Genomic DNA, 20,602 nt, shown 5'->3' with positions numbered 1-20,602 from the left:
GAACCCGCTAGGCAAACCGGCCCGGTGCCCGCGCCACCCCGCCCGGCACCACCCCTGCGTCCCGAACAGCCCGCGCAGGCCGGTGTCTACGACTGGGAGCAGGACGCCGAATGGCAGCCTCCACATCAGCCGCGGTCCCGGCCGACGTTGCCGGAGAACATCGGCGTCAACCTGTGGCGCCGGCTGCCCCTCGACGAGGAGGAGGGCGCCGACTTCCCACCCCGGCCGCCGACGGGCGGACTGTCGTACCGCCCCGACACGGTCTGCGACGGCTGGTCGACGCACGCCCTCGACCTGCGGCTGGCCTCCGTCCGCGGTCAGCAGCACCGCTGGGACGGGCGCCCGCGGGAGGACGACGCGGCGGCGGCCTGCGACCCGAACACCGGCGCCGTGGTGATCGCCGTCGCCGACGGGGTGTCCGACGCGCGCCAGCCGCACATCGGCTCCCAACTGGCCTGCCGCAGCGCCGTCGACGAGCTGCTCAAGCAGGTACGCGACGGCGGCGGCTTCGCCACGGACTGGCAGAAGCTGCTGTCCACGGTCCACTGGCAGCTGCGCGAACAGGCCGGCCGTCTCCTGCGCACCCCGGACGCCGGGGTGGCGGAGACGGCCGAGCTGCTCGCCACCACCCTGGTCGCCGGGGTTGCCACGCCCACCCCGGAGGGCGTCCACATCGCCCTGCTGTCGGTGGGCGACTCCGGGGTCTGGCAGATCAAGCACGAGGAGCTCTACCCGATGCTGGGCGGCAAGACCGCCGGCGCCGACGGGCTGCTCTCCTCGGCCGTGCAGCCGCTGCCGTACGTCCCCCGGGACTTCCGCCCGCTGGAGTTCAGGCTGGAGCCGGGCAGCGTCCTGCTGGTCGGCACGGACGGGTTCGGCGACCCGGTCGGCGACGGGCGCGGCATGGTGGGCCGGCTCTTCGCCGACCAGCTGCGCCACCCCGTACCGCCGCTGGGCTTCGCGTATCTGCTCGACTTCGCCCGGGAGACCTTCGACGACGACCGGACCCTGATCGCCCTGTGGCCCCGCGACCGTGAACGGACAGAGCCATGATGACGACGGTGTCCTGGGTCCGGCCGGACCAGCTCGGCGACTACACCGCGCACGGCCTGGGCTCCGGCGGGCAGGGCAAGGTGTACGCCGTGCCCAGCCCGCCCGGCCGGTTCCAGGGCGAGTACCTCGCCTACAAGGAGTACCTGCCGGCCATCGCGTACGACGCCGACGTCCTGCACGACATGGTGGTGCTGCGCGACCTGCTGAGCCCCTCCGACCGCGCCCTGCTGGACAACCGGCTGACCTGGCCGTGCGCCATGGTCTACACCGGCCGGCCGCCGCAGCTGCTGCCGCCCTCGAAGAACGCCGGGATGCGCGTGGTCGGCTTCCTGATGCCGCGCGTGCCACCGGCGTACGAACTGCACAGCCCGAACCTGTCGGAGGTGAAGCTCCAGGCCCTGGAGTTCCTGCTCAACGACGACACCTACGCCACCCTGATCGGCCTGCACGTCGACGACGCCCAGCGGCTGGCGATGCTGCTCGACCTGGCCCGCACCCTGGACCGGCTGCACCACAACGGGATCACGGTGGGCGACCTGTCGCCGAAGAACATCCTGTTCACACTTGGCACGCCCAAGTGCCTGCTGATCGACTGCGACTCGATGCGCTGCCGGGGCCGGGACGTGATGCCACAGGTGGAGACGCACGGCTGGGAGGTGCCGGAGTCGGCGAAGGCCACGACGGCCTCGGACTCCTGGAAGTTCGCCCTGGTCGCCGCGCGGCTCTTCAGCCGCGACCAGGACAGCACGGACCTCTCACCGCTGCGCGCCGTCTCCACCGAACTGGCCAACCTCGCCTCGCGCGGCCAGACCCGGGACCCCGCACGCCGGCCCACGATGGCCGAGTGGCTGACCGCGCTGGACCTGGCCCGGCACCGGATGCGGCAGCGCCCGCCGGCCGCGCCGCCCGGCAACCCGTACCAGCCGCCGCCGCAGCAGCAGCCGCCGCCCCCGGACCCCGACCCGGTCCCGGTCTGGACCCCGTCGCAACGGCTCCCGGCGCCGTCCGGGACGGGCGGCGGCGGACTGGGCAAGGCCTTCGTGACGCTGCTGCTGGTGATCGCGGGCCTGTGGGCCGCCGCGCAGTACGGGCCGGAGCTCGTGGACTCGCTGACGTCGGGATCGGGGACGGCGACCGACAGCCCGTCCGTCAGGTCCGCCCCCGACACCGGGGGCATGGAGGGACCCGAGGACACACCGGAACCGACCCCGGAACCGACCCCGGAGTACCTGGCGCAGGCCCCCGGCGCGTCCGTGGACTACTCCCCGGCGGCCGACGCACCGCAAGCTCCCGAAGTGGCCGCCATGTTCGCCCACTTCTACGGCGCCATCAACAACAAGGACTACGACAAGGCGCTCAACCACTACGACCCCGGCACCGCCACGGTGGACCTCGACTCCGCCACCAGCCGGCAGAAGTGGAAGGACGTCATGGCCACCACGAAGGAGTCCGACATCGTCCTCACGGCCGTACGGAACTCCGGCGACTTCACCCTCGCCACGGTCAGCTTCCGCAGCCACCAGGACCCGGGCTACGGCCCCGCCGACAACAAGAACAGCACCTGCACGGACTGGACGATCACCTACCAACTGACCGCCACCGACGGCTACCGCATCTTCAAGGCGCCCAGGGAAGGGGTGAGCCACTCTTCGTGCTGAACCCCGAAACCCGGTCACCCTCCGAACGCCAGCGTCTTCAACTGGTCCACGGACCGCACCAGCAACGACTGACGCCCCGTCACCACCCAGCCCTGGGCGCGCCACTGCTCCAGTACCCGGCTCACCGTGCGCCGGGAGGTGAGCAGCAGTCCGGCGAGGTCGTCCTGGGAGAGCGGGAGCCCGATCCGGCGGCCGGTGCCGTCGGGCTCGGGCTCACCGCAGCGTTCGACCAGGTCGAGCAGGAGGGCGGCGAGCCGGGCGGGCACCGGCTCGGTGATGCCGGTGCGCTGGGCGTCGGCCTCGCGCAGCCGCTGCGACAGCGTCTGCTCCAGTGCCGCCGCGATGGAGGGCCGGGACCGGGCGTACCCGTGGAACCGGGCCGCCGTCAGCTGCAGTACGCCCACCGCGGTGGCCGTCAGGAGCGACGCCGAGCGGCGCCTCCCCTCCAGGCCGGCCTGCTCGCCCAGGAGTTCGCCCGGACCGCGCAGCGCGAGCAGCGCGCGGTAGCCGGCGTGCGACTGGGCGATCACCTTGGTCCAGCCGCTCAGCAGCACGACCAGATGGTCCGAGTCCTCGCCCTGCGCGAGCAGCAGCCGGTCCGCCGGCAGTGACAGCCGGGTGCCCGAACGCTCCAGCAGCGCCCGGTCGGAGGGATCGAGCGCCTCCCAGAACGAGGCGGGGCGGTGACCCATGGCTACCGGCCCAGCAGCCAGGCGAGCACGACGACCACCACACCGGCGACGGCGAGCATCAACGACTGCCGCACCCGCTGCTGCTTGGCCCATATGACCCGGCTCATGGTGACCAGTTGACGACTCAGCGGGGCCAGTGGCGAGGTGTCGGCGAGCTTCTCGGCGAGCCGGTCGGGCTCCCAGTGCCGCAGATCGCCGAAGTAGACGAAGTTCTGCCGCCAGTCGTGCCCCTGCGCCGTACCCAGCCGCGGACTGACGACGGAAGCGGCCGCGAGCGCCGCGAGCCCCAACAGCGCCGCACCTAGCCAGAACAACACGGTCGGGAAGACGCCGTCCAACTCGCCCAACCGATGCCGGGACCCGGTGAACGCAACGATCGCGCCCAGCGCAGCCGACTCCAACGTCAAGGCGAACCCGGCCTTGGCGTCCACCTTCCCGGTCCAGTCGACAAGCGCCGCATGAATCCGCCAGGCCGTCTCCACGGGATCCGTCTCCGCCTCCGCCATGCTCCCCGCCCCCTCGTCAGTCGCCCCTGGCCCACGTCCGCAGGGCGTCCTTGCTCGCGAAGTCCGCGACATTCTTGTCGATCGGGTCGTCCGTGTACTGGTGGAAGCGCCATTTCGCCTTGATGCGGGGCTTGCCCGCCGTGACGTAGTCGGCGATCCACAGGCCGTCGCCGGCGTAGGACGTCGTGTCGACATTCAGCCAGTAGTTGCGGTTGCAGTAGAGGACCACCCGGTTGTTCGGCCGCAGCTCCTTCACCTTACGGATGAACCGGTCCTTCTCCGCATTGCTGGCGTGCGTTCCGTCGCCCGTGGTCTCCCAGTCGACGGCGAGGATGTCACCGGCCCGTTCGGGGGCCTTGCCGACGAAGTACTCGGCCTGGGCGGTGAGGTTGCCCGGCCAGAGGAAGTGGTAGAAGCCGACGACGAGTCCGGCGTCCCGGCCGCGCTTGGTCTGGGCGGCCAGTTTCGGGTTGACGTAGGAACGGCCCTCCGTCGCCTTGACGAAGACGAAGGAGAGGCCGTCGGTGTCGTAGGTGGTGGACTGGTAGGAGCTGACGTCGATGCCACGCAACATGGGGACTCCCGGATGTGGCTGTGGGGGACGGGAGTTGATGATTCCCCTTCGCTGCGTCGCGAACGCCTCAGCACTCGATGATGTTCACCGCCAGCCCACCCCGGGCCGTCTCCTTGTACTTCACGCTCATGTCGGCGCCGGTGTCCTTCATCGTCTTGATGACCTTGTCCAGCGACACCTTGTGGCTGCCGTCGCCGCGCATCGCCATCCGTGCCGCCGTGACCGCCTTCACCGCGGCCATGCCGTTGCGTTCGATGCAGGGGATCTGGACCAGGCCGCCGACCGGGTCGCAGGTGAGGCCGAGGTTGTGTTCCATGCCGATCTCGGCGGCGTTCTCCACCTGCTCCGGGCTGCCGCCCAGGACCTCAGCCAGCGCGCCCGCCGCCATCGAGCACGCGGAGCCGACCTCGCCCTGGCAGCCGACCTCGGCGCCGGAGATGGAGGCGTTCTCCTTGAAGAGCATGCCGATCGCGCCCGCGGCCAGAAGGAACCTCACCACGCCCTCCTCGTCCGCGCCGGGGACGAAGTTGATGTAGTAGTGCAGGACCGCCGGGATGATGCCCGCCGCGCCGTTCGTCGGGGCGGTCACCACCCGGCCGCCGGCCGCGTTCTCCTCGTTCACCGCCATCGCGTAGAGCGTGATCCACTCCATGGCGAGCGCCTGCGGGTCGCCCTCGGAGCGCAGCTTGCGTGCGGTGTTCGCGGCGCGGCGGCGCACCTTCAGCCCGCCCGGCAGGATGCCCTCTCGGGTCATGCCGCGGCGCACGCACGCCTGCATCACCCGCCAGATGTCCAGCAGTCCGGCGCGTATCTCCTCCTCGGTGCGCCAGGCGCGCTCGTTCTCCAGCATCAGGGCGGAGATCGACAGGCCCGTCTCCTTCGTCAGGCGCAGCAGCTCGTCGCCCGTGCGGAAGGGGTACTTCAGGACCGTGTCGTCCAGCTTGATGCGGTCGGCGCCGACGGCCTCCTCGTCGACGACGAATCCGCCGCCCACCGAGTAGTACGTCTTGGTCAGCAGCTCCGCCCCGGAGGCGTCGTACGCCCACAGGGTCATGCCGTTCGCGTGGTAGGGGAGGGCTTTACGGCGGTGCAGTTTCAGGTCCGCGTCGAAGTCGAAGGCGATCTCGTGCTCGCCGAGGACCTTCAGCCGGCCGGCGGTCCTGATCGCCTCCACCCGCTCGTCGGCGGTCTCCACGTCCACCGTGCGTGGCGAGTCGCCCTCCAGGCCGAGCAGCACCGCCTTGGGCGTGCCGTGCCCGTGTCCGGTCGCGCCCAGGGAGCCGTACAGCTCGACGCGCAGCGAGGCCACGGAGCCCAGCAGCTCCTCGCCGCGCAGCCGGCGGGCGAACATACGGGCCGCGCGCATCGGGCCGACTGTGTGGGAGCTGGACGGGCCGATGCCGATCGAGAACAGGTCGAAGACCGAGATGGCCACGGTGACTCCTCAGGGCAGGGGTGGTGCGGTGGGCTCCACGCCGGTGTGGAGCCCACGGTCGAGCTACTTGTTCAGGACTTGTGCGGGACTACTTGTTCAGGCCCGGGTACAGCGGGTGCCTGTCGGCGAGCGCCTTGACCCGTGCCTTCAGCGCCTCCGCGTCGTACGACGGCTTCAGCGCCTCGGCGATCACGTCCGCGACCTCGGCGAAGTCCTCGGCCGTGAAGCCGCGGGTGGCCAGCGCGGGCGTGCCGATCCGCAGCCCGGACGTGACCATCGGCGGGCGCGGGTCGTTCGGGATCGCGTTGCGGTTGACCGTGATGCCGACCTCGTGGAGCCGGTCCTCGGCCTGCTGGCCGTCCAGGTCGGAGTTGCGCAGGTCGACCAGGACCAGGTGGACGTCCGTGCCGCCGGAGAGCACGTCCACGCCCACCGCCTTCACGTCGTCCCGCACCAGCCGCTCGGCGAGGATGCGCGCGCCTTCCAGGGTACGGCGCTGGCGCTCCTTGAAGTCCTCCGAGGCCGCGACCTTGAAGGCCACCGCCTTCGCGGCGACCACATGCTCCAGCGGGCCACCCTGCTGACCGGGGAAGACCGCGGAGTTGATCTTCTTGGCGAGTTCGGCCGTGGACAGGATCACACCGCCGCGCGGGCCGCCCAGCGTCTTGTGGGTCGTGGTGGTGACGACGTGTGCGTGCGGCACCGGGTTCGGGTGCAGCCCGGCCGCGACCAGACCGGCGAAGTGGGCCATGTCGACCATCAGGTACGCGCCGACCTCGTCCGCGATCCGGCGGAAGGCGGCGAAGTCCAGCTGCCGGGGGTAGGCCGACCAGCCGGCGACGATCAGCTTCGGCTTGTTCTCCTTGGCGAGGCGCTCGACCTCGGCCATGTCGACCAGGCCGTCCTCGCCGACGTGGTAGGCGACCACGTTGTAGAGCTTGCCGGAGAAGTTGATCTTCATGCCGTGGGTCAGGTGCCCGCCGTGCGCGAGGTTCAGGCCCATGATCGTGTCGCCGGGCTTGAGCAGCGCGAACATCGCGGCCGCGTTGGCCTGCGCGCCCGAGTGCGGCTGGACGTTGGCGTGCTCGGCGCCGAACAGCTCCTTGACGCGGTCGATCGCGATCTGCTCGACCACGTCGACGTGCTCGCAGCCGCCGTAGTAGCGGCGGCCGGGGTAGCCCTCGGCGTACTTGTTGGTCAGGACCGAGCCCTGCGCCTCCATGACCGCGACCGGGGCGAAGTTCTCCGAGGCGATCATTTCGAGGGTGGACTGCTGGCGGTGCAGCTCGGCGTCGACGGCGGCCGCGACGGCCGGGTCGAGCTCGTGCAGGGGGGTGTTCAGGACGGACATGTGGCTACGACTCCTCAGCCGGCGGTGTGGGCGGCGTACTCGTCGGCGGAGAGCAGGTCGGCCGGCTCCTGAGCGATACGCACCTTGAACAGCCAGCCGCCCTCGAAGGGAGCGGAGTTCACCAGGGACGGGTCGTTCACCACGTCCTCGTTGACCTCGGTGACCTCACCGGTGACCGGGGAGTACAGGTCGCTGACCGACTTGGTCGACTCCAGCTCGCCGCAGGTCTCGCCCGCGGTCACCTGGGAGCCCACCTCGGGGAGCTGGGCGTAGACGACGTCACCGAGCGCGTTCGCCGCGAACTCGGTGATGCCGACCGTCGCGACGCCGTCCTCGGCGGTCGACAGCCACTCGTGCTCCTTGCTGTAGCGCAGCTGCTGGGGGTTGCTCATGGCCTGAATTCTCCTGTACGCGCGGGAGTGCTGGTGAATGGGGGACTGCTGGAACTACGTGTGAGCAGGCAAAATGTGCGCCGGGTCACGCGGACCCGAGCCCAGTGTCTACTTCTGGCGCTTGTAGAACGGCAGCGCCACGACCTCGTACGGCTCGTGGGTGCCCCGGATGTCCACACCGACGCCCGGCGTGCCCGGCGCCGCGTGCGCGGCGTCGACGTACGCCATCGCGATCGGCTTGCCCAGCGTGGGGGAGGGGGCGCCGGAGGTGACCTCGCCGATCACCTCGCCGCCGGCGACCACGGCGTACCCGGCGCGCGGCACCCGACGGCCCTCGGCGACCAGGCCGACCAGGACGCGCGGGGGGTTCTCCTGAGCGCGGGAGGCCGCCTCGCGCAGCGCCTCGCGCCCCACGAAGTCGCCCTCCTTCTCGAACTTCACCACCCGGCCGAGCCCGGCGTCGAAGGGGGTGAGGGACGTGGACAGCTCATTCCCGTACAGCGGCATGCCCGCCTCCAGGCGCAGCGTGTCCCGGCAGGACAGCCCGCACGGGACCAGGCCGACGCCGGCGCCCGCCTCGGTCAGCGCCTCCCACAGCGCGACGGCGTGCTCCGGCTTCACGAACAGCTCGAAGCCGTCCTCGCCGGTGTAGCCGGTGCGCGCGATCAGCGCCGGCACGCCCGCGACGGTGCCGGGCAGGCCGGCGTAGTACTTCAGGCCGTCGAGGTCGGCGTCGGTGAGCTGCTTGAGGATGCCGGGGGACTCGGGTCCCTGGACGGCGAGCAGGGCGTAGGCGTCCCGGTCGTCGCGGACGGCGGCGTCGAACCCGTCGGCCCGCTCGGTCAGCGCGTCCAGCACGACCTGGGCGTTGGAGGCGTTCGCCACGACCATGTACTCGGTCTCGCCGAGCCGGTAGACGATCAGGTCGTCGAGGATGCCGCCGTCGGCCCGGCAGATCATGGTGTAGCGGGCGCGGCCGACCTTGACGCCCCCGATGTTGCCGACCAGCGCGTAGTCCAGCAGGGCGGCGGCCTGGGGGCCGGTGACGGTGATCTCGCCCATGTGCGACAGGTCGAACAGCCCGGCCTTCGTGCGCACCGCGAGGTGCTCGTCGCGCTCGGAGCCGTAGCGCAGGGGCATGTCCCAGCCGGCGAAGTCGGTCATGGTCGCGCCCAGCGAGCGATGCAGGGCATCGAGCGCGGTACGACGGAGTGCGGTACTGCTCATCGGTCGGTCTCCCAAGGCATGACGGCGAGGTCGTTCCTCCCCATCTGTCATCGGAACCTGAGAGGTTCGCCATGACCACCCGTACGCGCGGGGTCACGGCTTGCACCTTGGGTGGAGCCACTGCGGCAGCGGCCCGCTTTTCAGATGTGCCTCGCCCGCGCGGTAACGGGGCCTGAGAGATTCAAGGGAGGGACTTGCTCCTTCGGCGCCCCAGTCACGTCGTGCCTGGGAACTCTCCCGCGCGGATTCAAACGGCCGGTATGCAGTTGGCGCGCACATCATTGCACGCATCGCCGGATCGCGGCAGGCCGCGATCTGTAACCGGTCTGTGGCAGCACGCGTACGAAAATGCGAGACAGTGGGGATTACCTTCTCTTTACACTCGACGGGGATGGGAACTCGTGAACCGCCCCAGGGGAGGACGATCACGGTGAACAGGACCACGGCCTACGCGACCACCACGGGCCTCGCGCTGCCCAAGCAGCCGACCGCCCCGGCCCGGGACGCGTGCGCCCCGCTGCCGTTCCCCGTGGTCCGCGACCTGCGCGACCGTGCGGGCCGCAGCCCGCACGCCCTGCTCTTCGGCCCGCACGACCTCGTCGTGATCACCGGCCTGCCCGGCAGCGGCAAGTCCACCCTCATGCGGCGCGCGGTCCGCGCCAGGCGCATCGACTCCCAGGACACCCGCGACCGCTGGGACCGCCGTACGCCGAGCCGGCTGCCGTACGCGGTGTACCGCCCCTTGGTCCGCCTCGCGCACTACGCCGGACTGCGCCGCGCCCTGCGCACCGGCGAGGGCGTCGTCGTCCACGACTGCGGTACGCAGGCCTGGGTGCGCGCCTGGCTGGCCCACGAGGCCCGCCGCCGCGGCGGCACGCTCCACCTGCTGATGCTCGACGTCACCCCCGAGCAGGCCCTGGCCGGCCAGCGCGAGCGCGGCCGCGGCGTCTCGCGGTACGCGTTCCTGCGCCACCGCCGCGCCGCCTCCCGCCTGCTGCGCCGCGTCGAGCGGGGCGACCTGCCCCGTGGCTGCGGCGCCGCGATCCTGCTCGACCGCGCGGCGGCGGACGCCCTGCGCAGAATCGGCTTCACGGGCTGACGCGGCGAGCCGGCCCGACCGGCGGCGGGATAGCCTTTTCAGCCGGCAGCACTGGTTCGGAGCAGGCGGTAGGCAGATGGATTTCCCGGGGGACTTTCCGGCGCAGGCGCACCCCCATCCGCACGGCGGATGGCCCGGCAACGAGCTGGAGGAGGTGCTGTCGGCCTCCCTCGGCGTCCCGTCGGCCGGCGGCCGCATCGTCGAGGTGCTCGGCCGCAGCTTCGTGTGGGTGCCGCTGCCGGGCGGCGGCGGCCCGCACAGCGGCCCCCTCGACCTGCCCGGCATGGAGATCGACGGCCAGGCCTACGTCCCGGTCTTCACCTCCGAGGAACAGTTCCGCCGGGTCGTCGGCCCCCACATGTCGTACACCATCGCCCCCGCCGTCGAGTTCGCCCGTGGCCTGCCCCCGCAGGCGGGCATCGCGCTGAACCCCGGCGGCGTGGTCGGCATCCCGCTCCCGCCGGCGGCGGTCGCCGAACTCGGCCGCGCCGGCCGCACCCCCCTCGACGGCACCGCGAGCGGCGGCCGGGCCCGCCTGTTCGAACCCGACTGGCAGGACGACCCGGTCGACTTCCTCACGGCGGCGGCCACGGAGTTCGAGGCGATCGGCGTGGTCACCACGGCCCGCCGCTGCCTGGCGGCGATCGAGACGGCGGACCCGGTGATGTTCGTGGGCGTCGAACTCTCCCAGTGGGAGGGCGACCTGCGCGCCGCCCCCCTCGACGCCCTCGGCCGCGTCCTGGGCAAGGTCCCGGTGAAGTGGCCGGTCAACCTGGTGCTGATGGACGTGGCACAGGACCCGGTGGTCACCTGGATGCGGGAGCGGGTACGCCCCTTCTACCAGCGGGGCTTGTAGCCGCCGCCGAGGGCAGCGCCCGAAGGGGCGCGGGGAACTGCGCGACGAGTCACACACAACCCGCACCCGCGAGACGACACTGGGCCCCGAGCCGCTGGGCGGGCTTAAGCTAGGTGCTCAAACAAGGGGCGTTGCACGAAAGGGCGTAAAAAGTGAGCGCGAGCGGCACGGGCACCGCCGCGGCCGGCCAGGTCGAGCACATGCTGCGCCAGGTGACGCCGGGGCGCTACGACGCCTACGAGGCACTCCTGCGCGCCCTCGCGACCCCCAGCTCCGGCCAGATCTGGATGCTGCTCTGGCACGGCCAGGCCGGCAGCCCCGACGCCCAGTACGGGAACATGGAGGTCGACGGCCACGCCTACGCCCCCTGCGTCACCTCCGCCCAGGAGCTCTCCGCCAGCGGCTGGAACCGCAGTTACGAGGTCGTCGACGGAGTCGACGTCGCCCGCACCCTCTACCCCGACCACTACGGCCTCTGGCTGAACCCGCACGCCCCCGGCGGCGGCGTCGGCATCCCCTGGCTGGACCTGCGCCGCATCGCCACCGGCCTCGATCGCCAGCCCGCCGGTCCCCTGCGGCTGTCCGAACCCGGCATCCAGATCCCGCAGTTCTACGCCCTGCTGTCGCAGAACGCCCACCGCACCCCGGCCGTCCGCTCACTGCGCCGAGCCTGGGTCCAGCCCACGCTCGGGGCGCCGTATCTCGCCATCGGTCTCGATGTGTACGACACCTCGCCGCCCGCCGTGGACTCGGTGCGCGCGATGATGCAGCAGTCGATCGGCGCGGTCCCGGACGGACTTCCGGTGTCGACCGTCGCGATGTCCGACGAGTACGACCCAATCGCGATGTGGCTGCGCGCCAACGCCCGCCCCTTCTACGACCGCGAGGCCCACGCCGCCCCCGCCCAGGCGCCGGCCGCCGGGGGGTACGGCTACCCGCGCCCGTACTGAACCCCTCCGGCCTGAACCCCTCCGGCTCACCTCCGCGTTCGGGACCACGGCCGCATGGTTGCGTTCGGTAGCCGTAACTTTACGTCCGCATAACGGAACCCTGCAGACAGCATCACGGTTACGCATCCTTTCACCGTCAAGTCTGGCGACAGATCTCCAAAGCGTTGAAGACTCCCGCACCAGGGGTCTTCACCCCTGTGCACGACGGATTGAAACGGATTGAACACGCCGCTACAGCGGCATGTGCGGGCCCGGCCACCGCCGGTTGAGAGGGGTCCCTGCCAGATGACGGCACCATTGCATGACCCGACCGTGGAAGCGGCCCCGAGTGCGGCCGAGGAAGCGGCGCTGGTCAGCGGCGACGCAAAGGCCGTACAGGGACGGTCACTTGGTCGTATCGCCTGGGAGCGACTCAAACGCGACAAACTCGCCCTCGCGGGCGGCGTCGTGGTGCTCCTGCTCACCCTGGTCGCCGTGCTCGCGCCCGTGATCACAGGTCTGGTCGGACAGGACCCGGAAGCCCACCACGAGGATCTGATCGACCCGCTGTTCGGCACGCCGATCGGCTCGCTCGGTGGCATCAGCGGCGAGCACCTGCTCGGCGTCGAACCGGTCAGCGGCCGTGACATCTTCGCCCGTATCGTCTACGGCGCCCAGATCTCGCTGCTCGTGGGCTTCCTGTCCGCCCTGGTCGCCGTGGTCCTCGGCACCGTGCTGGGCATCCTCGCCGGCTTCTTCGGCGGCTGGGTCGACTCCGTCATCAGCCGGGTGATGGACGGTCTACTGGCCTTCCCGCAGCTGCTGTTCATCATCGCGCTGGTCTCCGTCATGCCGAGCAACATGCTGGGGCTGACCGGCACGGGCGTGCGGCTGTTCGTGATGATCCTCGTCATCGGCTTCTTCGGCTGGCCCTACATCGGACGCGTGGTGCGCGGCCAGACGCTCTCGCTGCGTGAGCGCGAGTACGTCGAGGCGGCCCGGTCGCTGGGCGCCGGGCGGATCTACATCCTCTTCAAGGAACTGCTGCCCAACCTGGTCGCGCCGATCATCGTCTACACGACGATGATGATCCCGACCAACATCCTCACCGAGGCCGCACTCAGCTTCCTCGGTGTGGGCGTCAAGCCGCCCACGGCCTCCTGGGGCCAGATGCTCTCGAGCGCGATCGACTACTACGACTCGGACCCCATGTACATGGTGATCCCGGGCGTGGCGATCTTCATCACCGTACTTGCGTTCAATCTCTTCGGCGACGGCGTGCGCGACGCGCTGGACCCGAAGGGCTCCCGCTGAACTGCCGTACCCCAAGCGACCCGTGGCGTACAGCACGGGGTCTCTCATCTACTCCGGAGGATCCGAGATCGTGACTACCCAACGCACCTCAGGGCGGCGCAAGCAGGCCATGGCCGCTGCCGCAGTGGTCGCCGCGCTGCTGACCACGGCGGCGTGCGGCGGCGGCGGCAACGGTGACGGCGGTTCGAAGACCGGCGCGGCCGGTTTCGACGCCGCCAACAACAAGGTCGCCCAGGCCGACCTGGCCAAGAAGGGCGGCACGCTGAAGTTCGCGGGTGCCCAGGACGCCGACTCGTGGGACACCACGCGCGGTTACTACGGCTTCATGTGGAACTTCGCCCGTTACTACAGCCGTCAGCTCGTCACGAACAAGGCCGAGCCGGGCAAGGCGGGCGCCGAGCTCACCCCGGACCTCGCCACCGGGCTCGCCGAGGTCTCCGACGACGGCAAGACCTACACGTACACCCTGCGCGACGACGTGACCTGGGAGGACGGCAAGCCGATCACCTCCAAGGACGTCAAGTACGGCATCGAGCGCGTCTGGGCGCAGGACGTGCTGGCCGGCGGTCCGGTGTACCTGAAGGACGTGCTCGACCCGAAGGGCGAGTACAAGGGCCCGTACAAGGACACCTCCAAGGACAAGCTGGGTCTGAAGGCGATCGAGACGCCGGACGACAAGACCATCGTCTTCAAGCTGCCGAAGGCCAACTCGGACTTCGAGGAGATGCTGGCCCTGATCTCGGCCTCGCCGGTCCGCCAGGACAAGGACACCAAGTCCAAGTACGGTCTGCGGCCGTTCTCGTCCGGCCCGTACAAGTTCGAGTCGTACGAGCCCGGCAAGTCGCTGAAGCTGGTCCGCAACGAGAACTGGAAGCAGTCCTCGGACCCGGTCCGCAAGGCCTACCCGGACGCGATCACGATCAACTTCTTCACCAACGCCAATGACATGGACCAGCGCCTGATCAACGGCGACTACCACCTGGACATCAACCAGACCGGCATGTCCCCGCAGGGCCGCACGACCGCCCTGAAGCAGCACAAGGAGAACCTGGACAACCCGGTCTCCGGCTACATCCGTTACGCGGTCTTCCCGCAGAGCGTGAAGCCGTTCGACAACGAGCACTGCCGCAAGGCCGTGATCTACGGCGCCGACCACGTCTCGCTGCAGACCGCGCGCGGCGGCCCCATCGCCGGCGGTGACATCGGCACCAACATGCTGCCGCCGTCCGTCCCGGGTGCCGAGGGCCAGAAGTACGACCCGTTCGAGATCGCCGGCGCCAACAAGGGGGGCAACGCCGCCAAGGCCAAGGAAGAGCTGAAGGCCTGCGGCAAGCCCAACGGCTTCAAGACCACCATCGCGGTCCGCAACAACAAGCCGGTCGAGGTGGCCACCGCCGAATCCCTGCAGGCCTCGCTGAAGAAGGTCGGCATCCAGGCCGAGATCGACCAGTACGACGGCTCGCAGACCAGCGGCATCATCGGCAGCCCCTCCAACGTGGTGAAGAAGGGCTACGGCATCATCATCATGGGCTGGGGCCCGGACTTCCCGACCGTTCAGGGCTACGGTCTGCCGCTGTGGGACAGCAGCTACATCCTTGAGAGCGGCAACAACAACTACGCCCTGATCAAGGACAAGGCGATCGACGGCCTCTTCGACGACTACGTCAACACGCTGGACGACGCCGAGAAGACCAAGATCGCCACGGAGATCAACCACAAGGTCATGGAGGGCGGCTACTACCTGCCCTTCGTCTTCGAGAAGTTCATCAACTGGCGCTCGAGCGACCTGGCGAACGTTTACACGTCCGACGGCTACAGCGGCATGTACGACTTCGTCAACCTCGGCCTGAAAGCCTCGAAGTAACCGGCACACCCGCCGAACGGCACGAAAGGCAGGTGAAGGCCGGCGCGGTGTGACCGCGGGCCACCGGACGACCTCCGGTGGCCCGCGGTCCGCGGCGGGCCGAGAGCTGTGCTCACTTACCTCATCAGGCGGCTGTTCGCCGCCGCAGTGATGCTCGTGGTCATCATGGTGGTGGTCTTCAGCATCTTCTTCCTCATCCCCAAGTGGGTGGGCGTCGACATCGCCACGAGCTTCGTGGGCAAGCAGGCCGACCCGGCTGCGGTCGAGGCCGTGCGGACCAAGCTGAGTCTCGGCGAGCCGATCTACGTCCAGGTGTGGGAGTTCTTCAAGGGCATCTTCGCGGGCCGCACCTACGCGGCGGGCGGTGACGTCACCCACTGCGCGGCGCCGTGCTTCGGCTACTCGTTCCGCAGTGAGCAGGCCATCTGGCCGGTGCTGACCGACCGCTTCCCGGTGACCCTGGCGCTGGCACTCGGCGCCGCGCTGCTGTGGCTGGTCTTCGGTGTCGCCGCCGGTGTGCTCTCCGCCCTGAAGCGGGGCACCCTGTGGGACCGCGGCGCGATGGTCGTCGCCCTGGCGGGCGTCTCCCTGCCGATCTACTTCACCGGTCTGCTGAGCCTGGCGATCTTCTCCTACGGCCTCGGCTGGATCGACGGCCAGTACGTGCCGCTGGAGGAGAGCTTCTCCGGCTGGCTGGGCGGCATGATCCTGCCGTGGATCACGCTGGCGTTCCTCTACGCCGCGATGTACGCCCGGATCACCCGCGCCACCATGCTGGAGATCCTCGGCGAGGACTACATCCGCACCGCCCGCGCCAAGGGCCTGCGCGAGCAGACCGTCATCGGCAAGCACGCCATGCGCTCGACGATGACGCCGATCCTCACCATGCTCGGCATGGACCTCGGCGCCCTCATCGGCGGCGCGATCCTCACCGAGACCACGTTCAGCCTGCCCGGCCTCGGCCAGGCCGTGCTCAACGCCATCAAGACGCAGGACCTGCCCATCATCCTGGGCGTCACCCTGATCACCTCCCTCGCGGTGCTCCTGGCCAACCTCGTGGTGGACATCCTGTACGCCGTGATCGACCCCCGAGTGAGGCTCGCATGACCGAACTCAGCAAAACCGGCGCGGCCGTGGGCGAGCCCACCAGCGGCGCCGCCCCCACCGCCTTCCTCGAAGTACGCGACCTGAAGGTGCACTTCCCGACCGACGACGGCCTGGTCAAGTCCGTCGACGGGCTCAGCTTCCAGCTGGAGAAGGGCAAGACCCTCGGCATCGTGGGCGAGTCGGGCTCCGGCAAGTCGGTGACCTCGCTCGGCATCATGGGCCTGCACACCGCCGGCCAGTACGGCAAGCGCAAGGCGCAGATCTCCGGCGAGATCTGGCTGAACGGCACCGAGCTGCTGTCCGCCCCCGCCGACCAGGTCCGCAAGCTGCGCGGCCGCGAGATGGCGATGATCTTCCAGGATCCGCTGTCCGCGCTGCACCCGTACTACACGATCGGCCAGCAGATCGTGGAGGCGTACCGCATCCACCACGACGTCGACAAGAAGACCGCCAGGCGGCGGGCCGTGGAGATGCTCGACCGGGTCGGCATCCCGCAGCCCGACAAGCGCGTCGACAACTATCCGCACGAGTTCTCCGGCGGTATGCGCCAGCGCGCGATGATCGCGATGTCGCTGGTCAACAACCCCGAACTGCTCATCGCGGACGAGCCGACCACCGCCCTCGACGTGACCGTCCAGGCGCAGATCCTCGACCTGATCCGGGATCTGCAGAAGGAGTTCGGCTCCGCGGTCATCATCATCACCCACGACCTTGGTGTCGTCGCCGAGCTGGCCGACGACCTTCTGGTGATGTACGGCGGCCGGTGCGTGGAGCGCGGCCCGGCCGAGAAGGTGTTCTACGAGCCCCGCCACCCCTACACCTGGGGCCTGCTCGGCTCGATGCCGCGGCTGGACCGCGAGCAGCAGGAGCGCCTCGTCCCGGTCAAGGGCTCCCCGCCCTCCCTCATCAACCTCCCGTCCGGCTGCGCCTTCAACCCGCGCTGCCCGTACGCGGACATCCCGAAGGACGACGTCACCCGCACGGTGCGCCCCGAGCTGACCGAGGTCGGCGGCCGGCACTGGGCCGCCTGCCACATGTCGCAGGAGCAGCGGGAGCGTATCTGGACCGAAGAGATTGCGCCGAAGCTGTGAGCGAGGAAAAAGCAGTGAGTGCCCCTGCACAGAGCGACGGCGCCACACTCACCAAGGACGCCGCCCCCGGCGAGACCCTGCTGAAGGTGACCGGGCTCCAGAAGCACTTCCCGATCCGCAAGGGCCTGCTCAAGCGGCAGGTCGGCGCCGTCCGCGCGGTGGACGGCATCGACTTCGAGGTGCGGGCCGGTGAGACCCTCGGCGTCGTCGGCGAGTCGGGCTGCGGCAAGTCGACGATGGGCCGGCTGATCACCCGGCTGCTCGAACCGACCGCCGGCACGGTGGAGTTCGAGGGCAAGGACATCACGCACCTCGGCGTCGGCGGGATGCGCCCGCTGCGCCGCGATGTGCAGATGATCTTCCAGGACCCGTACTCGTCGCTGAACCCGCGCCACACCATCGGCACCATCGTCGGCGCGCCGTTCCGGCTGCAGGGCGTCACGCCCGAGGGCGGCATCAAGAAGGAAGTGCAGCGGCTGCTGTCGGTGGTCGGCCTCAACCCCGAGCACTACAACCGCTACCCGCACGAGTTCTCCGGCGGTCAGCGTCAGCGCATCGGCATCGCCCGTGCGCTCGCCCTGAACCCCAAGCTGGTCGTGGCCGACGAGCCGGTCTCCGCGCTGGACGTCTCCATCCAGGCGCAGGTGGTGAACCTGCTGGACGATCTCCAGCAGGAGCTCGGCCTGACGTACGTGATCATCGCGCACGACCTGTCCGTCGTCCGGCACGTCTCGGACCGGATCGCGGTGATGTACCTCGGCAAGATCGTCGAACTGGCCGACCGGGACAAGCTGTACACGGCGCCGATGCACCCGTACACCAAGGCGCTGATGTCGGCCGTGCCGATTCCGGACCCGCGGCGCAAGAACGCCAAGAGCGAGCGCATCCTGCTCAAGGGCGACGTGCCCTCGCCGATCTCCCCGCCGAGCGGCTGCCGCTTCCACACGCGGTGCTGGAAGGCGACGGAGATCTGCAAGACCACCGAGCCGCCGCTCAGTGAGCTGCGGCCGGGGCAGCAGGTGGCCTGTCACCACCCGGAGAACTTCGAGGACCAGGCCCCGCAGGACAGCGCGCTGCTGAGCGCCGCCAAGGAGGCGGCGGAGCTGGTGCCCGAGGCCGACCGTCCGACGAAGACGGACGACGCCTGAGGGCGGACGACACACAAGGTTCATGCAGCCCCTGCCTTGTTTTGTAAGGCAGGGGTTGCTGGACAGGTCAGAATGTCAGGGTGCTCCAGCAACTGTTCACCCCGTCCGTCCAGCACACCCTCGATCTGGTCGGCATCTTCGTCTTCGCGATCTCCGGCGCGCTGCTGGCCGTCCGCAAGAACTTCGACGTCTTCGGCATCGCGGTGCTCGCCGAGGCCACCGCGCTGGGCGGCGGGCTGTTCCGCGACCTGGTCATCGGCGCCGTACCGCCGGCCGCGTTCACGGACCTGGGGTACTTCCTCACCCCGCTGCTCGCCGCGCTCCTGGTCTTCTTCCTCCACCCGCACGTCGAGCGCATCCAGGCCGGCGTGAACGTCTTCGACGCGGCCGGCCTCGGCCTGTTCTGCGTCGCGGGCACCACGAAGGCGTACGAGTACGGACTCGGCCTGCACGCCTCGGCGGCCCTCGGCCTCGCCACCGCCGTCGGCGGCGGCGTTCTGCGGGACGTGCTCGCCAACGAGGTGCCCTCGCTGCTGCGCTGGGACCGCGATCTGTACGCCGTCCCCGCGATCGTCGGCGCCGTGATGGTCGCCGTGTGCATCCGCTACGACGCCCTCACCTCGCTGACCAGCACACTCGCCGCCGCCACCGCCTTTGTGCTGCGGCTGCTGGCGATGCGCTTCCACTGGCGGGCACCGCGGGCCTGGAACCGCCGCTCGACGGTCCGTGAGGAGGAGCCGCCCCGCCGGCCCGCGACAAAAGCTACCGCTTAGTAGTTTCTTGTTGTACGGTACCGCCATGGCTCAGGCATCCCAGGCGACCATCGGCAACAGCGAGTTCGACCGCGACACCGCCGTCACCCGGCGCTCCGAGGGCGTCTACGACATCGACCTCTCCGCGGGCTGGACCATCATCAGCGCCGTCAACGGCGGTTATCTCCTCGCCGTCCTGGGCCGCGCCCTCGCCGACGCCCTGCCGCACCCCGACCCGTTCACGATCTCCGCGCACTACCTGACCGCGTCCCAGCCGGGCCCCGCGGTCGTCCGCACCGACGTCGTCCGCACCGGCCGCACCCTCTCCACCGGCCAGGCCTCGCTCTTCCAGTACGACGACCAGGGCCGCGAGATCGAACGGATCCGCGTCCTCGCCTCCTACGGCGACCTCGACTCCCTCCCCGACGACGTCCGTACGACCGCGCGGCCGCCCGCGATACCGCCGATGGACCAGTGCTTCGGCCCCGAGGACGGACCCGCCCCCGTCGACGGCAGCTCGGCGATCACCGAACGGCTGATGCTCAAGCTCGACCCGTCCACCCTGGGCTGGGCGCTGGGCTCGCCGTCCGGCAAGGGTGAGATGCGAGCGTGGTTCGGCCTCAAGGACGGCCGCGACGCCGACCCCTTCTCACTCCTGCTCGCCGTGGACGCCCTGCCGCCCACCGCCTTCGAACTCGGCATCTCCGGCTGGGTGCCGACGGTCGAGCTGACCGTGCACGTCCGCTGCCGCCCGGCGCCGGGGCCGCTCCGCGTCGCCATCGCCACGCGCAATCTGGCGGGCGGGTTCCTGGAGGAGGACGCGGAGGTGTGGGACAGCGCGGACCGGCTCGTGGCGCAGTCGCGGCAGTTGGCTCGGGTGCGGCTCGCGTAGGGGGTGGCTCTCAAAGGGGCCGTCGGCCGAGCCACCCCGCCAACTGCCCATAAATGTCGGCGCCTTCGGGGGACGGCACCTCCGGGCCGAAGGGCCGGTCCTCGCGCGGCCCGGCGGGGACGGCCTCACGCGCGACCGGCAGGGCGAATTCGGCCAACTCCGGGTCGAGCGCCAGCGGGTGGCCGAGAGCCTCGGAGAGGTCCCAGGTATGCACCACGATCTCCACGACGTACGCCGACAGCGCGGCCTGCCCGGTGATCTCGCCCCACGGCACACGCACCGACGCCGCCATCCGGGCGTCGCTCTCCCAGGCCTTCACCGCCCGCGCCCTGACCTCGTCGTACGCCTGCGCCCATGCCCCGTCGGTGATGTCGTCGGCGAACAGCGGGACGGCCATTCCCTCGCCGCCCTCCCCGACGACCGAGATCCGCCGGGTGGCGCCGACGATGTGGCTGAGCAGCCGGCGTACGTCCCACTCGGTGCACGGCGTCGGGGCGGTCAGCTGCTCGGGCCGTACCGTGCGGATGAGTTCGGCGGCCTGCGCGGTGGCGCGGGTGTAGAGGGGGCGGGGGTCGGTGCCCGGGGTGGTCGTCATGGCCTGCCTCTCTGCGGGCGTGGTGTCGACGAGAGCATGTCCGGGCCGGGTTCGTCACAGAGCTGTA

The 20,602-nt window shown here is 70.3% G+C and carries 19 protein-coding genes, 1 pseudogene and 2 riboswitches; of the genes and pseudogenes, 12 read left to right on the top strand and 8 right to left on the bottom strand.

Annotated elements, in window-relative coordinates; translation table 11 throughout:
* The first annotated feature begins 24 nt into the window (after nucleotides 1-24).
* A complete protein-coding gene (locus I2W78_RS11215; RefSeq protein WP_196459134.1) occupies nucleotides 25-1,053 on the top strand; it encodes a protein phosphatase 2C domain-containing protein in 1,029 nt (342 codons plus the stop codon).
* Nucleotides 1,050-2,711 (top strand): hypothetical protein, encoded by a 1,662-nt coding sequence (locus I2W78_RS11210; RefSeq protein ID WP_196459132.1) that lies wholly within the window; start codon nucleotides 1,050-1,052, stop codon nucleotides 2,709-2,711. Before I2W78_RS11215 ends, I2W78_RS11210 begins: the two co-directional genes overlap by 4 nt.
* Before the next feature lie 14 nt (nucleotides 2,712-2,725).
* On the opposite strand, the gene I2W78_RS11205 is transcribed toward I2W78_RS11210, so the two are convergent.
* The 7 genes from I2W78_RS11205 to gcvT all read right to left on the bottom strand — a co-directional run bounded on the left by I2W78_RS11205 (nucleotide 2,726) and on the right by gcvT (nucleotide 8,888).
* Nucleotides 2,726-3,403, bottom strand: a complete 678-nt coding sequence (locus tag I2W78_RS11205) for a Crp/Fnr family transcriptional regulator (RefSeq protein ID WP_196459130.1) — start codon at nucleotides 3,401-3,403, stop codon at nucleotides 2,726-2,728.
* 2 nt (nucleotides 3,404-3,405) lie between these two features.
* A complete protein-coding gene (locus I2W78_RS11200; protein WP_196459128.1) occupies nucleotides 3,406-3,909 on the bottom strand; it encodes a Pycsar system effector family protein in 504 nt (167 codons plus the stop codon).
* A gap of 16 nt (nucleotides 3,910-3,925) precedes the next feature.
* The gene (locus tag I2W78_RS11195; RefSeq protein WP_196459126.1) at nucleotides 3,926-4,483 is read right to left on the bottom strand and encodes a glycoside hydrolase family 25 protein; all 558 of its coding nucleotides are present in this window, start codon (nucleotides 4,481-4,483) and stop codon (nucleotides 3,926-3,928) included.
* Between the two features lie 67 nt (nucleotides 4,484-4,550).
* Nucleotides 4,551-5,918, bottom strand: a complete 1,368-nt coding sequence (locus I2W78_RS11190; protein WP_196459124.1) for an L-serine ammonia-lyase — start codon at nucleotides 5,916-5,918, stop codon at nucleotides 4,551-4,553.
* Nucleotides 5,919-6,006: 88 nt separating this feature from the next.
* On the bottom strand, nucleotides 6,007-7,269 hold the full coding sequence (glyA, locus tag I2W78_RS11185; RefSeq protein ID WP_196459122.1) for a serine hydroxymethyltransferase: 1,263 nt from the start codon (nucleotides 7,267-7,269) through the stop codon (nucleotides 6,007-6,009).
* A 14-nt stretch (nucleotides 7,270-7,283) separates the two neighbouring features.
* A complete protein-coding gene (gene gcvH, locus I2W78_RS11180) occupies nucleotides 7,284-7,661 on the bottom strand; it encodes a glycine cleavage system protein GcvH (RefSeq protein WP_196459121.1) in 378 nt (125 codons plus the stop codon).
* 108 nt (nucleotides 7,662-7,769) lie between these two features.
* The gene (gene gcvT / locus I2W78_RS11175) at nucleotides 7,770-8,888 is read right to left on the bottom strand and encodes a glycine cleavage system aminomethyltransferase GcvT (protein ID WP_196459120.1); all 1,119 of its coding nucleotides are present in this window, start codon (nucleotides 8,886-8,888) and stop codon (nucleotides 7,770-7,772) included.
* Between the two features lie 34 nt (nucleotides 8,889-8,922).
* Nucleotides 8,923-9,038: riboswitch (glycine riboswitch) on the bottom strand.
* A riboswitch (glycine riboswitch) is annotated at nucleotides 9,039-9,138 on the bottom strand.
* Nucleotides 9,139-9,318: 180 nt separating this feature from the next.
* On the opposite strand from gcvT, the gene I2W78_RS11170 reads away from it, so the two are divergent.
* From I2W78_RS11170 to I2W78_RS11125, 10 genes and pseudogenes are all read left to right on the top strand, one after another.
* Nucleotides 9,319-9,987, top strand: a complete 669-nt coding sequence (locus I2W78_RS11170; protein ID WP_196459119.1) for an AAA family ATPase — start codon at nucleotides 9,319-9,321, stop codon at nucleotides 9,985-9,987.
* Between the two features lie 76 nt (nucleotides 9,988-10,063).
* Complete coding sequence (locus I2W78_RS11165; protein WP_196459118.1) at nucleotides 10,064-10,843, top strand: enhanced serine sensitivity protein SseB; 780 nt, start codon at nucleotides 10,064-10,066, stop codon at nucleotides 10,841-10,843.
* A 152-nt stretch (nucleotides 10,844-10,995) separates the two neighbouring features.
* Nucleotides 10,996-11,793: an enhanced serine sensitivity protein SseB C-terminal domain-containing protein gene (locus tag I2W78_RS11160; RefSeq protein ID WP_196459117.1), complete on the top strand. Its 798-nt coding sequence runs from the start codon at nucleotides 10,996-10,998 to the stop codon at nucleotides 11,791-11,793.
* Nucleotides 11,794-12,078: 285 nt separating this feature from the next.
* Entirely contained in the window at nucleotides 12,079-13,086 is a 1,008-nt protein-coding gene (locus tag I2W78_RS11155; RefSeq protein ID WP_196459116.1) for an ABC transporter permease, read from the top strand.
* 70 nt (nucleotides 13,087-13,156) lie between these two features.
* Nucleotides 13,157-14,950 (top strand): ABC transporter substrate-binding protein, encoded by a 1,794-nt coding sequence (locus I2W78_RS11150; RefSeq protein ID WP_196459114.1) that lies wholly within the window; start codon nucleotides 13,157-13,159, stop codon nucleotides 14,948-14,950.
* A 108-nt stretch (nucleotides 14,951-15,058) separates the two neighbouring features.
* Nucleotides 15,059-16,057 (top strand): ABC transporter permease, encoded by a 999-nt coding sequence (locus tag I2W78_RS11145; RefSeq protein ID WP_196459112.1) that lies wholly within the window; start codon nucleotides 15,059-15,061, stop codon nucleotides 16,055-16,057.
* Entirely contained in the window at nucleotides 16,054-17,148 is a 1,095-nt protein-coding gene (locus I2W78_RS11140) for an ABC transporter ATP-binding protein (RefSeq protein WP_196459110.1), read from the top strand. The genes I2W78_RS11145 and I2W78_RS11140 overlap by 4 nt, the downstream gene beginning before the upstream one ends.
* Nucleotides 17,149-17,162: 14 nt before the next feature.
* Nucleotides 17,163-18,263: pseudogene (locus I2W78_RS11135) on the top strand (ABC transporter ATP-binding protein); the annotation flags it as partial.
* Between the two features lie 113 nt (nucleotides 18,264-18,376).
* Nucleotides 18,377-19,069, top strand: coding sequence for a trimeric intracellular cation channel family protein (locus I2W78_RS11130; RefSeq protein WP_196459108.1), 693 nt, complete (start codon nucleotides 18,377-18,379; stop codon nucleotides 19,067-19,069).
* 25 nt (nucleotides 19,070-19,094) lie between these two features.
* Complete coding sequence (locus tag I2W78_RS11125; protein ID WP_196459106.1) at nucleotides 19,095-19,940, top strand: thioesterase family protein; 846 nt, start codon at nucleotides 19,095-19,097, stop codon at nucleotides 19,938-19,940.
* Nucleotides 19,941-19,950: 10 nt separating this feature from the next.
* Here I2W78_RS11125 and I2W78_RS11120 read toward each other — a convergent pair whose 3' ends face one another.
* Nucleotides 19,951-20,535 carry a TIGR03086 family metal-binding protein gene (locus I2W78_RS11120; RefSeq protein ID WP_196459104.1) on the bottom strand — a complete coding sequence of 195 codons (585 nt, stop codon included), beginning with the start codon at nucleotides 20,533-20,535 and terminating at the stop codon, nucleotides 19,951-19,953.
* Nucleotides 20,536-20,602 lie beyond the last annotated feature (67 nt).

The organism is Streptomyces spinoverrucosus, from assembly GCF_015712165.1.
GTDB lineage: Bacteria > Actinomycetota > Actinomycetes > Streptomycetales > Streptomycetaceae > Streptomyces > Streptomyces spinoverrucosus_A.
Note: the sequence above shows the minus strand (reverse complement) of the source record. Positions and strands in the feature narration are given on the sequence as shown.